Genomic DNA, 14,294 nt, shown 5'->3' on the forward strand with positions numbered 1-14,294 from the left:
TAAGGCCGCCCCCGGGCTGGAACGTGTGCACGGAGGACGGGTTCGCCGACGGCGGTCCGGCCCGGATGAGGCTCCCCCCGGTGACTGGCTCCGGGGGGGGGGGTGGGCGGGCCCCCCCGCCCCCCCCCCCACCCCCCGCCTTCACCGGCACACGTTGCGGTGCGCGACGTCCAGCACGAACCGCTCGGGCCCGTGCAGCTCGAAGGAGGTGAAGGAGGGCTTGCTGTGGAAGGCGGCGCCGAAGGTGACGTACCCCTCGAAGTCGCCGGTCATCGCGAGGCCCTTGAGCTGGGGCAGGTAGATCTTGACGAGCTTCGGCCCGTGGTACGTGCTGTCGCCCGCGCGGTCGTGCGCGTCGGCGGGATGCAGGCGGATCTGCAGGAAGTACTTCCCCGCCAGCGGGACGGGCTTACCGGATCCGTCCTGGACCAGCTTCGGCACGCGGGTGACGGTGACCCCGGGGACGTGCCCCCGCAGGTCGATGACGATGCGGTCGTACGTGCAGTGCCCGCCCCAGCGGGCGTTCACGACGAGCGGCGTGGGCCGGACGACGGCCGAGGCCGGCGCGGCGAGGGTGATCCCGGCGGTGAGCAGCGCACCTGTGGCAACGGCCACGAGCTGCCGGCGGCGGAGGTGGTTCATGACGTCCCCCTGATTCTTCAGAGGCGGGGACCGGTGTCACTGCTGAGGACACTCCCGGCAGGCTCATGGTTGCACCCGAACCACCTGAAAACCAAAGTAATGGGACGGATGCGTGGTTACCCGGGCAGAAGGGTGCTCAGCTGGGCGTCGAGGTCGTAGTACCGCTGCTCCTCGCCCCGCGGCACCAGCGCGACCAGCCGCCGGCACAGCGTGCGCACGTCCTTCGCCCGGGCGGACACCACGCAGCTCCGCTCGCCGTTCGTGAAGGCGAGGAACACCCGCGGCTCCCTGCCCTGCCAGAGCGGCCACACTTGGACGTCCCCCTCGCCCGTCGCGCAGGTCTCCCCGTCGAGCAGCAGGTCCCGGGAGAACACCCAGCGCGCCACGTGCATCCCGGCGCCCCGGAAGTCGAGGGCCAGCTCGTAGGGCGGTCGCAGCGGTACGTGAAGGCCCCGAGCAGCGGCAGGGGCGCGGGCGAGGCCTCCAGCCGGAGCGGGAGGACGTGGTGCTCGATACCGTCCGTGCCGTCCATGCGCTCCACCTCTCTGTCGGCTCACCGGGGGGAATCCGCCCTCTCGGGCAAGCTAGCCCACCTCCCGGCCGCCCCCGCGGGCCGAAGGTCCCGACCCGGAGGGTCGCTGGGCCCGTCTTGTCACAGGAACGCGGAGCGTCGTTGGACGAGACGCCCGCACCGGCCCCTCCTGTGGTGGGGGCCGACGCGGAGGGGCCCGGCGCATCGCGCCGGGCCCCTCACTCGTCATGCGTGCCGGATCAGCACTCGATGACGTTGACCGCCAGTCCGCCGCGGGCGGTTTCCTTGTACTTGACCTTCATGTCGGCGCCGGTCTCCTTCATGGTCTTGATGACCTTGTCGAGGGAGACCTTGTGGGTGCCGTCGCCGCGCATCGCCATCTTCGCCGCCGTGACCGCCTTGACCGCCGCCATGCCGTTGCGCTCGATGCACGGGATCTGGACGAGGCCGCCGACCGGGTCGCAGGTCAGGCCCAGGTTGTGCTCCATGCCGATCTCGGCCGCGTTCTCGACCTGCTCCGGGGTGCAGCCCAGGACCTCGGCGAGGGCGCCGGCCGCCATCGAGCAGGCCGAGCCGACCTCGCCCTGGCAGCCGACCTCGGCGCCGGAGATCGAGGCGTTCTCCTTGAAGAGCAGGCCTATCGCACCGGCCGCCAGGAGGAAGCGGACCACGCCCTCCTCGTCGGCGCCGGGCACGAAGTTCACGTAGTAGTGCAGGACCGCCGGGATGATGCCCGCGGCGCCGTTCGTCGGAGCGGTGACCACCCGGCCGCCCGCGGCGTTCTCCTCGTTCACGGCCATCGCGTAGAGGGTGATCCACTCCATCGACAGCGCCAGCGGGTCGCCCTCGGAGCGGAGCTTGCGGGCGGTGGTCGCCGCCCGGCGCCGGACCTTCAGGCCGCCCGGCAGGATGCCCTCGCGCGACATGCCGCGCGAGACGCACGCCTGCATGACGCGCCAGATCTCGAGGAGACCCTCGCGGATCTCCTCCTCCGTGCGCCAGGCCTTCTCGTTCTCCAGCATCATCGCGGAGATCGACAGCCCGCTCTCCCGGGCCATGCGCAGCATCTCGTCGCCGCTGCGGAAGGGGTACTTCAGCTCGGTGTCGTCGAGCTTGATCCGGTCCTCGCCGACCGCGTCCTCGTCCACCACGAAGCCGCCGCCGACCGAGTAGTACGTCTTCTCCAGCAGCGGGGTGCCCGCGGCGTCGTACGCGAAGAGCGTCATGCCGTTCGCGTGGTACGGCAGGGACCGGCGGCGGTGCAGGATCAGCTGGCTCGGCTCGTCGAACGCGATCTCGTGCGCGCTCCCGATCTCGGTGCCGAGAAGGCGCAGGCGGCCGCTCCGGCGGATGCGCTCCACCTCGTCGTCGGCCGTCTCCACGTTCACCGAACGGGGGGAGTGGCCCTCCAGGCCCAGGAGCACCGCCTTGGGCGTGCCGTGGCCGTGGCCGGTCGCGCCGAGCGAGCCGAACAGCTCGGCACGCACCGAGGCGGTCTCGGCGAGTACGCCGTCCTTCTTCAGCCGCGCCACGAACATGCGGGCGGCCCGCATCGGACCGACCGTGTGCGAGCTGGACGGACCGATGCCGATCGAGAAGAGATCGAAAACGGAGATGGCCACGTTGGCGGACTCCCGGATCATCCCCATGGTGGTGGGGAGCGGACCGTCCAGTCGCTCTCGCAGGGTAGCGAGGGCGGCCGACGGAGGGGCGGACTTTGCAGGGGTTGTAGGCAAAGGGCACCTCGTGGGCGCCCTTGCCCGGTTAATCAGCGTACGTCAGTTCGTGAGGGGGGTCGGTTACGGCGGCCTGTACGGCGGCTTTCGCGGTCTCGACGTACAAGGGGCCCGGCCCTGTGCGGAACAAGGCCGGGCCCCGAGCCGATGCCTAGAGCGTCGGGTACAGCGGGAACTTCGCCGCGAGCGCGGAGACGCGCGCCTTGAGGGCCTCGCTGTCGTACGCCGGCTTCAGCGCCTGCGCGATGATCTCGGCGACCTCGGTGAAGGCCTCGGCGTCGAAACCGCGGGTGGCGAGGGCCGGCGTACCGATCCGCAGACCCGAGGTGACCATCGGCGGCCGCGGGTCGTTCGGGATGGCGTTGCGGTTGACCGTGATGCCGACCTCGTGGAGGCGGTCCTCGGCCTGCTGCCCGTCCAGCTCGGAGTTGCGCAGGTCGACCAGGACCAGGTGCACGTCGGTGCCGCCGGTGAGGACGTCCACGCCCACGGCCTTGACGTCCTCCTGGACCAGGCGCTCGGCGAGGATCTTCGCGCCCTCGAGGGTGCGCTCCTGGCGCTCCTTGAACTCGGGCGAGGCCGCCACCTTGAAGGAGACCGCCTTGGCCGCGATCACGTGCTCCAGCGGGCCGCCCTGCTGACCCGGGAAGACCGCGGAGTTGATCTTCTTGGCCAGCTCCTGCGTCGACAGGATGACACCGCCGCGCGGACCGCCGAGGGTCTTGTGCGTGGTGGTGGTGACGACGTGGGCGTGCGGCACCGGGTTCGGGTGCAGGCCCGCGGCCACCAGGCCGGCGAAGTGCGCCATGTCGACCATCAGGTACGCGCCGACCTCGTCCGCGATGCGGCGGAAGGCGGCGAAGTCCAGCTGGCGGGGGTAGGCGGACCAGCCGGCGACGATCAGCTGCGGCTTGGACTCCTTGGCGAGGCGCTCGACCTCGGCCATGTCGACCTCGCCGGTCTCGTCGACGTGGTACGGGACCACGTTGTAGAGCTTGCCGGAGAAGTTGATCTTCATGCCGTGGGTCAGGTGACCGCCGTGGGCCAGGTTCAGACCCATGATCGTGTCGCCCGGCTTCAGCAGCGCGAACATCGCGGCGGCGTTCGCCTGCGCACCCGAGTGCGGCTGGACGTTCGCGGCCTCGGCGCCGAACAGCGCCTTGATGCGGTCGATCGCGATCTGCTCGACCACGTCGACGTGCTCGCAGCCGCCGTAGTAACGGCGGCCGGGGTAGCCCTCGGCGTACTTGTTGGTCAGGACCGAACCCTGGGCCTCCATGACGGCGACCGGAGCGAAGTTCTCCGACGCGATCATTTCCAGGGTGGACTGCTGGCGGGCGAGCTCGGCGTCGACGGCGGCGGCGACGTCCGGGTCGAGCTCGTGGAGGGGGGTGTTCAGAACAGACATCAGGATCCCCTGTGGTCAGTTACCGGCGGTGAGCTTGGCGTACTCCTCGGCGGAGAGCAGGTCGGCCGGCTCCTCCGCGATGCGCACCTTGAACAGCCAGCCGCCCTCGAACGGGGCGGTGTTCACGAGCGCCGGGTCGTCCACGACGTCCTGGTTGGCCTCGACGACCTCACCGGTGACGGGGGAGTAGAGGTCGCTGACGGACTTGGTCGACTCCAGCTCACCGCAGGTCTCGCCCGCGGTCACCGTCTCGCCGACCTCGGGGAGCTGGGCGTAGACGACGTCACCGAGCGCGTTGGCCGCGAACTCCGTGATGCCGACCGTCGCGACGCCGTCCTCGGCGGTCGACAGCCACTCGTGCTCCTTGCTGTAACGCAGCTGCTGGGGGTTGCTCATGACCTGATTCTCCTGGATGCGGGGGAGTGGATACGAACAGTGGTCTTGCGGACTGAGACGGCCGGTACGGCGCCCGTGCGACGCGCGTACGGCGTCCGTAGGGAGCCGGTAGGGGGTACGGGTGTTACTTCTGCCGCTTGTAGAACGGCAGGGCCACGACCTCGTACGGCTCATGCGTACCGCGAATGTCCACGCCGACGCCGGAGGTGCCGGGCGCGGCGTGCGCCGCGTCCACGTACGCCATCGCGATCGGCTTGCCCAGCGTCGGGGACGGGGCGCCCGAGGTGACCTCGCCGACGACCTGCCCGTCGGCCACGACGGGGAAGCCGGCGCGCGGGACGCGGCGGCCCTCGGCGATCAGGCCGACCAGCTTGCGCGGCGGGTTCGTGGCGGCCCGCTCGGCGGCGGCCTCCAGGGCGGCGCGGCCCACGAACTCGCCCTCCTTCTCGAACTTCACGACCCGGCCCAGCCCCGCGTCGAAGGGGGTGAGGGAGGTGGTCAGCTCGTGCCCGTACAGCGGCATGCCCGCCTCCAGGCGCAGGGTGTCGCGGCAGGACAGGCCGGCCGGGACCAGGCCGACGCCCTCGCCCGCCTTGGTCAGCGCCTGCCACAGCTCCACGGCGTGCTCGGGGGCGACGAACAGCTCGAAGCCGTCCTCGCCCGTGTAGCCCGTACGTGCGATCAGCGCGGGCACGCCCGCGACCGTGCCCGGCAGGCCGGCGTAGTACTTCAGGCCGTCCAGGTCGGCGTCGGTGAGGGAGCCGAGGATGCCGGGGGACTCCGGGCCCTGGACGGCGATCAGCGCGTACGCGTCGCGGTCGTCGCGGACCTCGGTGTCGAAGCCGGCGGCGCGCTCGGTCAGGGCGTCCAGGACGACCTGGGCGTTGGAGGCGTTCGCGACGACCATGTACTCGGTCTCGCCCAGGCGGTAGACGATCAGGTCGTCGACGATCCCGCCGTCCTCCTGGCAGATGTGCGTGTAGCGGGCGCGGCCGACGCCGACGGTGGAGATGTTGCCGACCAGCGCGTAGTCCAGGGCCTTGACGGCCTCCGGGCCGGTCAGCGTGATCTCGCCCATGTGGGACAGGTCGAACAGGCCGGCCCTGGTGCGGACGGCGTTGTGCTCGTCGCGCTCACTGGCGTACCGCAGGGGCATGTCCCAGCCCGCGAAATCGGTCATGGTGGCACCGAGCGATCGGTGCAGCGCATCGAGGGCGGTCAGGCGGGGGGCAGTGCTCATGGGTGTGGCTCCCGGGTCCCAGGGCATGACATGACGAGGACGATCCTCCCCATCTGTCATCGGAACCTGAGAGGTTCGCCGAGAGTTCCCGGTCGGACCCGGGGAACGTCGACTTGCACCTTGGGTGGAGCGCACGCGGATGCCGTCGTGAGGGACGGCGGCGCGGCTCGCTTTTCAGATCTGCCTCATCCACGCGGTACGGGGCCTGAGAGATTCAAGGGAGGAACTTGCTCCTTCGGCGCCCGGGCGCGGCCTCAACGGCCTGCCGGGACTCTCCCGCGCGGATTCAAGCGGCCGGTATGCAGTTGGTCCAGATGGCGCACATCATTGCACGCCGTCCGGGCGATCGGACGGTCGGGCCCGAAAGAACGTACGGACCGGTGAGGCGGCCGGGAAGCGCGGGCCGGAACCGGGCGGTGCCGGATTACCGTCTCTTTACACTCAGTGGGCATGAGGGGCCCGGCGGGCCCGATGGGGGGAGGCGATCACTGTGCGGAGATTCGGAGTGCTGGCGGCGACCGGGACGGGAGCCGTGGAGGGAGTGCCGGCGGCGCGGCGGGCGTGCTCCGTCGGCGGTCCCGTACGGGACCTGCGCGGCCGGGGGCCGCAGGGACCGCAGTGGCTCGGCTTCGCCGAAGGCGACATCGTCGTGGTGTCCGGCCTGCCGGGCGGCGGCAAGAGCACGCTGATCAAGCGGGCCGCGGAGGGCGGCGGCATCGACTCCCAGGACGTGCGCGAGCGCTGGGAGCGGCGGATGCCGCGGGCGCTGCCGTACGCGGTGTACCGGCCGCTGGTCCGCTGCGCGCACTACTGGGGCCTGTGGCGGACGCTGCGCTCCGGGGCCTCGGCGGTGGTCCACGACTGCGGGACGCAGAGCTGGGTGCGGAGCCTGCTGGCCGCGGCCGCCCGGCGGCGGGGCCGGGGGCTGCACCTGCTGCTGCTGGACACCACCCCCGAGGAGGCCCTGTCCGGGCAGGCGGCGCGGGGGCGCGGGGTGTCGGCGTACGCCTTCGCCCGCCATCGCGGCGCGGTGGCCCGGCTGCTGCGCGAAGCGGAATCGGGCCGCCTCCCCGCGGGCTGCACGTCGGCGGTCCTCCTGGACCGCGGCTCGGCCGCGTCCGTGACCCGCATAGCGTTCCGGCGGGAGTCGGCGTAGCCCCCGGAAGGGGGCGGGGCCCGAGCCGTTAACCTCGGGCCGACAGCGTGGGGCGAATCAGCGGAGGCGTACATGCAGGGCGGCGGCTGGCCGGACAACGAGCTGGAACAGGTGCTCGGGGCGGCGCTCGGGCAGGCGGACGCCGGGGCCCGGATCGTCGAGGTGCTCGGGCGGAGCCTGCTCTGGGTGCCCCTGCCCGGCGGCGGCGGCCCGGACGGGGCCGGCCTCACGCTGCCCACCATGGAGATCGCCGGGGCGGCGTACGTCCCCGTCTACAGCTCCGAGGCCCAGTTCCGCGCCTGCGCCGGACCCGCCATGGACTTCGCCGTCGCCCCGGCCGTCGAGTTCGCCCGCGGTCTGCCCCCGCAGCTCGGCATCGCCGTGAACCCCGAGGGGGCCGTCGGCGTCCCGCTGCCCCCGCCCGCCGTCGCGGAGCTCTGCCGCATCGGCCGCAGCCCCCTCGACGGCCCCGCCACCGGCGGCCGCGTCCGGCTCTACGAGCCCGACTGGCAGGAAGACCCGGTGGACTTCCTGACCGCCGCCGCCGAGGAGTTCCGCGCCACCGGCGTGGTCGCCGCCGCCCACCGCTGCCTCGCCAGCGTCGAGGGCGGGGAGCCGGAGCTCTACATCGGTGTCCGGCTGCTGGGATGGGAGCCCGACATGCGGAACGCCCCGATGGACGCCCTCGGCCGGGCCCTGACCCGGGTACCGCCGCCCTGGCCCGTGCAGTTGATCCTCCTGGACGCCGTGCAGGACCCGGTGGTCGACTTCATCGTTACGCGCGTACGCCCCTTCTACCTGCCATAGGGCCGCTTAAGCTGGGTGCGGATACGGGTGGGACGACGGGCAGACGAAGAAGGAGTACCGGGTGAGTGCGTCAGGCACGGCCGCGGCCGGGCAGCTCGAGCACATGATGCGCCAGGTGACTCCCGGGCGCTACGAGAGCTATGAGTCGCTTCTGCACGCCCTCGCCGAGGGCCGCCTGTGGATGCTGCTCTGGCAGGGGCAGCCGGGCTCCCCGGACGCCCAGTACGGCGGCATGGAGGTCGAGGGCCTCGGGTACGCGCCGTGCGTGACCTCCCCCCAGGAGCTGGCCGCCAGCGGCTGGAACCGGGGCTACGAGGTGGTCACCGGCCGGGACATCGCCCGCGCCCTCTACCCGGACCGCTGGGGCCTGTGGCTCAACCCGCACGCCCAGGGCGGCGGCCTCGGCATCCCCTGGGCCGACCTGCGCCGGATCGCCACCGGTCTCGACCGGATGCCGGCCGGCCCGCTGCGGCTGTCCGAGCCGGCCCTGGAGCTCCCGCAGTTCTACGGGCTGCTGACCCAGCACGCGCACCGCACCCCCGCCGTCCGCTCGCTGCGCCGCGCCTGGGTGCAGCCGTCGCTGGGCTCGCCGTACCTCGCGGTCGGGCTCGACCTGTACGACGCCTCCGCGCCCGCGCTGGAATCCGTACGGGAGATGATGCGCCAGTCGGTCGGCGCGGTCCCCGAGGGCGTGCCGGTGTGCACGGTGGCGCTGGCGGACGAGCACGATCCCGTCGCGATGTGGCTGCGGGCCCAGAGCCGGCCCTTCTACGACCGCGAGGGCCAGGCCCCCGCGTACTGACCCGGGGGCGGATCCCCCTCGTCCGGGTCTGCCCGGTCATTGAGACAGTCGTATCGAACCGTTCGAAGGCCGCAGGGAACCACCGTTCCCTGCGGCCTTCGGCTTGTCCGGATTTCACCCCTGTTGTGGAGCCAAAAGACATGCTCCTACCGTGAGTTGGGCGCCATGTCCGATTGGGTACCGAACGGACGGTCTTGATCCGCTCAGGCGAGAGCGAAGTCCGGATAACGGGAACTCGACCCTCACATCACGGTTGCGCATCCATTCATCTGCGGGTCTGGCGGCTGATCGCAGCGCCGATGAAGACTCCCCACCCAAGAGCCGGTCAGTCCTTCAAAGCCCGGTTCCGTACGTGAATTTTGCTTGTGGCTTTGCACGGCACTTCCTGCAGTTCTTGCACCTCAGCACGCGTCCTGCGTGTCACCACGCACTCCGAGCGCCACTCCGCACCAACGCCGCCACAGCGGCGGGCATGGGCCGGCAACCCGTCGGCCGAGAGGGGTCCCCACCACGATGACGGCACCACTGCATGACACGAGCGCGGAATCACCCGCACCCGTGTCCGTAGCCGACGTCCCTGCCAAGGCCATCGAAGGCCGCTCGCCCGGCCGCATCGCCTGGATGCGGCTCAAGCGCGACAAGGTCGCGCTGACCGGCGGCGTGGTCGTGATCTTCCTGATCCTGGTGGCGGTCTTCGCACCGCAGATCGTGAGCCTGCTGGGCCACCCGCCCAACGAGTTCCACGAGGACTTGATCGACCCGGACCTGGGCACACCGCTCGGATCCTTCGGCGGGATGAGCTCCGACTTCCTGCTCGGCGTCGAACCCACCAACGGCCGCGACGTGTTCAGCCGGATCGTCTACGGCGCCCGCATCTCCCTGGTCGTCGCGTTCCTGTCGGCCTTCGTGTCGGTCACCATAGGCAGCCTGCTCGGCGCGCTCGCCGGGTTCCTCGGCGGCTGGGTCGACGGCCTCATCAGCCGCCTGATGGACCTGCTGCTGGCCTTCCCGCAGCTGCTGTTCACCATCGCCCTGGTCTCCGTCGTCCCCAACTCCCTCTGGGGGTTCGAGGGTTCGGGCGTCCGGATGGGCGTACTGATCGTCGTCATCGGCTTCTTCGGCTGGCCGTACATCGGCCGTATCGTCCGGGGCCAGACGATCTCCCTGCGGGAGCGCGAGTACGTCGAGGCCGCCCGCAGCCTCGGGGCCGGCCGCGGCTACATCCTGATCAAGGAGCTGCTGCCCAACCTGGTCGCGCCGATCCTCGTCTACTCGACGCTGCTCATCCCGACCAACATCCTGACGGAGGCGGCCCTCAGCTTCCTCGGTGCCGGCGTCAAGCCGCCCACCGCCTCCTGGGGAAAGATGCTCTCCGACGCCATCCCCATCTACCAGGACGACCCCGCGTACATGGTGGTCCCGGGTATCACGATCTTCATCACCGTCCTGGCGTTCAACCTCTTCGGGGACGGGCTGCGTGACGCACTCGACCCCAAGGGCAGCTGAACCGCTTCATCGATTCACCCACCTATGGAGGTTGGACCAACGTGATCCGCAGAAAGCAGGCATTCGCGATCACCGCCGTGATCGCCGCCCTGTCCCTGACCGCCGCGTGCGGTGGCAGTGACGGCGACAAGAAGACCGAGGGCAAGGGCGGCGCTGGCGCTGCCTTCAACGCCGCGACCACCGCCATGGTGAACCCCTCGGACGCCAAGGGCGGCGAGCTCAAGCTCTGGTCGCCGCAGGACGTCGACTACCTCGACCCGGCGCGTGCCTACTACGGCTTCGTGTGGGACATCCAGCGCCTCTACGTGCGCCAGCTGCTCGCGTACGACAGCAAGCCGGGCAAGGACGGCAGCAAGATCGTCCCGGACCTCGCCGAGGCCCTGCCGGTCCTGAGCAACGAGGGCAAGACGTACACCCTCAAGATCAAGGACGGCGTGAAGTTCGAGGACGGTACGCCGATCACCTCGAAGGACTTCAAGTACGGCATCGAGCGCGTCTTCGCGCAGGACGTGCTGTCCGGCGGTCCCACGTACCTGATCGACCTGCTCGACCAGGGCCAGAAGTACCCCGGCCCGTACAAGGACACCGACCCCAACAAGATGGGTCTGAAGTCCGTCGAGACGCCGGACGACAAGACGATCGTCTTCAACCTGGCGAGCGCCAACTCCGACTTCAGCTACCTGCTGGCCATGCCGTCCTCCTCGCCGGTCCCGGCGGCCAAGGACACGGGCGCCACGTACACCAACAAGCCGGTCTCCACCGGCCCGTACAAGGTCGAGAGCTTCACCGCGAGCAAGGGCGCGACCTTCGTCCGCAACGAGAACTGGGACCCGAAGACCGACACGATCCGCAAGGGTCTGCCGGACAAGGTCTCGTTCACGGTGACCACCAACCCGGACGACATGGACGCGCGTCTGCTGTCGGGCGACATCGACCTCGCCATCGACGGCACGGGCATGCAGCAGGCCGGCAAGAACAAGGTCCTCAAGGACGAGAACCTGAAGAAGAACGCGGACAACCCGTTCACGGGCTACATCCGCTACTTCGCCTTCCCGACCACGGTCGCGCCGTTCGACAACATCGAGTGCCGCAAGGCCGTCATCTACGCGGCCGACCCGAAGTCCCTGCAGACCGCCCGCGGCGGCCCGACCAGCGGTGACCTCGGCGCGAACATGCTGCCGCCCGGCATCCCCGGCTCCGACAAGAGCTACGACCCGTACAACCTGACCAAGGGCGAGCCGCAGGAGGCCAAGGCCAAGGAGGCCCTCAAGGCCTGTGGCAAGCCGGACGGGTTCGAGACCACCATCGCGGTGCGCAACAACCGCGCTCCCGAGGTGAAGACCGCCGAGTCCCTGCAGGCGTCGCTCGCCAAGGTCGGCATCAAGGTCACCATCGACCAGTACGACGGCAAGCTCTCCTCCTCCACGATCGGTTCGCCCGAGAACGTGAAGAAGAAGAACTACGGCATCATCGTGATGGGCTGGGGCGCCGACTACAACTCCGGCTCGGGCTTCCTGCAGCCGCTGGTCGACGGCAAGTTCATCCAGCCGAACGCCAACAACAACTACACGATGATCAACGACCCGGAGATCAACGAGCTCTTCAAGACGGCTGCGGCCGCCGCGACTCCGGAAGCCGCCGCTCCGTTCTACACGGACATCAACAAGAAGGTCATGGAGAAGGCGCTCTACCTTCCCATCAACTTCGACAAGGCCTTCGTCTACCACAACCCGCGTCTGACGAACGTCTACTTCAACGACTCCATGGGCAAGATCGACCTGGCCACCGTCGGCATCGCCGCCAAGTAGTCGAGTCGTCGAGTCGTCACGTAACAACAGGCAAGTGCCTTCACCGCACATGCGCTAGTCCGAAGGGCAGGTGAAGGCCGCAGGCGGCGGCTGTCGTTCCCACGAGGGACGGCAGCCGCCCGCCCCGGGCGGCCGACTGCAGTGCTCGTCTACCTCATACGGCGGCTGTTCAACGTCGTCGCCACGCTGCTGGTGGTCTCCGTGGTCACCTTCGGCATCTTCTTCGCGGTCCCCAAGCTCACAGGCAGCGATCCGGCCCTGATGTACGCCGGCCGCGAGACCAACGAGACCGCCCTGGCGGGCATCCGCGTGAAGATGGGCTTCGACAAGCCCATCTCCGAGCAGTACCTGACCTTCGTCAAGGGCATCTTCGCCGGCCGTGACTACGACGGCGGCACGGATGTCACCCACTGCGCCGCCCCGTGCTTCGGCTACTCCTTCAAGACCGAGGCTCCCGTCTGGGAGACCATGGTCGACCGCATGCCGGTCACCCTCTCGCTCGCCCTCGGCGCGGCGGTCATCTGGGTGATCGCCGGTGTGGCGACCGGTGTCATCTCGGCGCTCAAACGCCGGACGGCCATCGACCGCACCGTGATGGTCGGCGCCCTCGCCGGCGTCTCCCTGCCGATCTTCTTCACCGGCATGGTGGCTCCCGCGATCTTCGTCTACAGCCTCGGCTGGCTGGACGTGTCCAACTACAAACCGTTCACCGAGGATCCGGTGGCCTGGCTCAACTCCCTGATCCTGCCCTGGATCACCCTGGCCTTCCTCTTCGCCGCCACCTACGCCCGCATCACCCGCGCCACGATGCTCGAGGTCCTCGGCGAGGACTACATCCGCACCGCCCGCGCCAAGGGGCTCAAGGAGGGCGTGGTCATCCGCAAGCACGCCCTGCGCTCCACCCTCACCCCGATCGTCACGATGTTCGGCCTGGACCTCGGCGGACTCCTCGGCGGCGCGGTGCTCACCGAGACGACCTTCAACTTCCAGGGTCTGGGGACGGCGGCCGTGGCCGCCATCGGCCAGGGCGACCTGCCCGTGATCATGGGCGTCACCCTGCTCGCCGCGCTCTTCGTGGTGATGGCCAACCTGATCGTGGACCTGCTGTACGCCGTCATCGACCCGCGCGTGAGGCTGACGTGACCGAGAACCCCACCACCGCCTCCGGCGAGAGCACCTCCGGCGGGCCCGCGTTCATCCCCGAGCAGGCCGGGCCCCCCAAGGACGGCGCGTTCCTCTCCGTACGCGACCTCAAGGTGCACTTCCCGACCGACGACGGCCTGGTCAAGTCCGTCGACGGGCTCTCCTTCGACCTCGAGCGCGGCAAGACGCTCGGCATCGTCGGCGAGTCCGGCTCCGGCAAGTCGGTGACCTCGCTGGCCATCATGGGCCTGCACCGCACCGGCAACGCCCGCAGCCGCCCGGACATCTCGGGCCAGGTCGTGCTCGACGGCGAGGACCTCGTACGCGCCGATGCGGACCACGTGCGCAAGCTGCGCGGCCGCAAGATGGCGATGGTCTTCCAGGACCCGCTGTCCGCGATGCACCCGTACTACTCGGTCGGCAAGCAGATCATCGAGGCGTACCGGACCCACCAGAACGTCGACAAGAAGACCGCCCGCACCCGCGCGGTCGAGATGCTCGACCGGGTCGGCATCCCGGAGCCCCACCGGCGCGTGGACGCGTACCCGCACGAGTTCTCCGGCGGTATGCGCCAGCGCGCGATGATCGCGATGGCGCTGGTCAACAACCCCGAACTGCTCATCGCGGACGAGCCGACCACCGCCCTGGACGTCACCGTCCAGGCGCAGATCCTCGACCTGATCCGCGACCTGCAGAAGGAGTTCGGCTCCGCGGTCATCATGATCACGCACGACCTCGGCGTGGTCGCCGAGATGGCCGACGAGATCCTCGTGATGTACGGCGGCCGGTGCGTCGAGCGGGGCACCGCCGAGAAGGTCTTCTACGAACCCCGCCACCCCTATACCTGGGGCCTGCTCGGCTCCATGCCGCGCATCGACCGCGAGCAGACCGAGCGCCTGATCCCGGTCAAGGGTTCGCCGCCCAGCCTCATCAACATCCCGAGCGGCTGCGCCTTCAACCCGCGCTGCCCGTACGCCGACATCCCCAAGGGCGGCATCACCCGCACCCAGCGGCCCGAGCTCACCGAGGACGACAGCCGGCACTGGTCCGCCTGCCACATGTCGCAGGAAGAGCGGACCCGGATCTGGACCGAAGAGATTGCGCCGAAGCTGTGACCG

General features: G+C 70.0%; 13 protein-coding genes and 1 riboswitch. Of the genes, 7 read left to right on the forward strand and 6 right to left on the reverse strand.

Features of this window, described 5'->3' with window-relative positions; genetic code table 11:
* Positions 1 to 141: 141 nt before the first annotated feature.
* The 6 genes from ACZ49B_RS01835 to gcvT all read right to left on the reverse strand — a co-directional run bounded on the left by ACZ49B_RS01835 (position 142) and on the right by gcvT (position 5,954).
* On the reverse strand, positions 142 to 642 hold the full coding sequence (locus ACZ49B_RS01835) for an AMIN-like domain-containing (lipo)protein (protein ID WP_468299459.1): 501 nt from the start codon (positions 640 to 642) through the stop codon (positions 142 to 144).
* Between the two features lie 116 nt (positions 643 to 758).
* Positions 759 to 1,199, reverse strand: coding sequence for an SsgA family sporulation/cell division regulator (locus ACZ49B_RS01840; protein WP_468299461.1), 441 nt, complete (start codon positions 1,197 to 1,199; stop codon positions 759 to 761).
* Between the two features lie 214 nt (positions 1,200 to 1,413).
* On the reverse strand, positions 1,414 to 2,796 hold the full coding sequence (locus tag ACZ49B_RS01845) for an L-serine ammonia-lyase (protein WP_468299463.1): 1,383 nt from the start codon (positions 2,794 to 2,796) through the stop codon (positions 1,414 to 1,416).
* Between the two features lie 265 nt (positions 2,797 to 3,061).
* Entirely contained in the window at positions 3,062 to 4,318 is a 1,257-nt protein-coding gene (gene glyA / locus ACZ49B_RS01850) for a serine hydroxymethyltransferase (RefSeq protein ID WP_468299465.1), read from the reverse strand.
* 15 nt (positions 4,319 to 4,333) lie between these two features.
* A complete protein-coding gene (gcvH, locus tag ACZ49B_RS01855; protein WP_468299467.1) occupies positions 4,334 to 4,714 on the reverse strand; it encodes a glycine cleavage system protein GcvH in 381 nt (126 codons plus the stop codon).
* Positions 4,715 to 4,838: 124 nt separating this feature from the next.
* Entirely contained in the window at positions 4,839 to 5,954 is a 1,116-nt protein-coding gene (gcvT, locus tag ACZ49B_RS01860) for a glycine cleavage system aminomethyltransferase GcvT (protein WP_468299469.1), read from the reverse strand.
* Between the two features lie 184 nt (positions 5,955 to 6,138).
* Positions 6,139 to 6,243: riboswitch (glycine riboswitch) on the reverse strand.
* Positions 6,244 to 6,438: 195 nt separating this feature from the next.
* On the opposite strand from gcvT, the gene ACZ49B_RS01865 reads away from it, so the two are divergent.
* From ACZ49B_RS01865 to ACZ49B_RS01895, 7 genes are all read left to right on the forward strand, one after another.
* Positions 6,439 to 7,110 carry an AAA family ATPase gene (locus tag ACZ49B_RS01865; RefSeq protein WP_468299857.1) on the forward strand — a complete coding sequence of 224 codons (672 nt, stop codon included), beginning with the start codon at positions 6,439 to 6,441 and terminating at the stop codon, positions 7,108 to 7,110.
* A 72-nt stretch (positions 7,111 to 7,182) separates the two neighbouring features.
* Positions 7,183 to 7,917 carry an enhanced serine sensitivity protein SseB gene (locus ACZ49B_RS01870; RefSeq protein ID WP_468299471.1) on the forward strand — a complete coding sequence of 245 codons (735 nt, stop codon included), beginning with the start codon at positions 7,183 to 7,185 and terminating at the stop codon, positions 7,915 to 7,917.
* Between the two features lie 61 nt (positions 7,918 to 7,978).
* Entirely contained in the window at positions 7,979 to 8,719 is a 741-nt protein-coding gene (locus ACZ49B_RS01875; protein ID WP_266663507.1) for an enhanced serine sensitivity protein SseB C-terminal domain-containing protein, read from the forward strand.
* A 513-nt stretch (positions 8,720 to 9,232) separates the two neighbouring features.
* Positions 9,233 to 10,225: an ABC transporter permease gene (locus ACZ49B_RS01880; RefSeq protein ID WP_468299473.1), complete on the forward strand. Its 993-nt coding sequence runs from the start codon at positions 9,233 to 9,235 to the stop codon at positions 10,223 to 10,225.
* 41 nt (positions 10,226 to 10,266) lie between these two features.
* Entirely contained in the window at positions 10,267 to 12,033 is a 1,767-nt protein-coding gene (locus tag ACZ49B_RS01885) for an ABC transporter substrate-binding protein (RefSeq protein ID WP_468299475.1), read from the forward strand.
* A 141-nt stretch (positions 12,034 to 12,174) separates the two neighbouring features.
* A complete protein-coding gene (locus ACZ49B_RS01890) occupies positions 12,175 to 13,176 on the forward strand; it encodes an ABC transporter permease (RefSeq protein ID WP_030295105.1) in 1,002 nt (333 codons plus the stop codon).
* A 53-nt stretch (positions 13,177 to 13,229) separates the two neighbouring features.
* Positions 13,230 to 14,291, forward strand: a complete 1,062-nt coding sequence (locus ACZ49B_RS01895; protein ID WP_468299859.1) for an ABC transporter ATP-binding protein — start codon at positions 13,230 to 13,232, stop codon at positions 14,289 to 14,291.
* Positions 14,292 to 14,294: the final 3 nt, after the last annotated feature.

Source organism: Streptomyces sp. NPDC031132 (assembly GCF_055570595.1).

Bases quoted from the DNA above. Each gene is read 5' to 3' on its own strand.
- ACZ49B_RS01835 (WP_468299459.1), bottom strand. From the start codon at position 642: ATGAACCACCTCCGCCGCCGGCAGCTCGTGGCCGTTGCCACAGGTGCG.
- glyA (WP_468299465.1), bottom strand. From the start codon at position 4,318: ATGTCTGTTCTGAACACCCCCCTCCACGAGCTCGACCCGGACGTCGCC.
- gcvH (WP_468299467.1), bottom strand. From the start codon at position 4,714: ATGAGCAACCCCCAGCAGCTGCGTTACAGCAAGGAGCACGAGTGGCTG.
- gcvT (WP_468299469.1), bottom strand. From the start codon at position 5,954: ATGAGCACTGCCCCCCGCCTGACCGCCCTCGATGCGCTGCACCGATCG.
- ACZ49B_RS01870 (WP_468299471.1), top strand. From the start codon at position 7,183: ATGCAGGGCGGCGGCTGGCCGGACAACGAGCTGGAACAGGTGCTCGGG.
- ACZ49B_RS01880 (WP_468299473.1), top strand. From the start codon at position 9,233: ATGACGGCACCACTGCATGACACGAGCGCGGAATCACCCGCACCCGTG.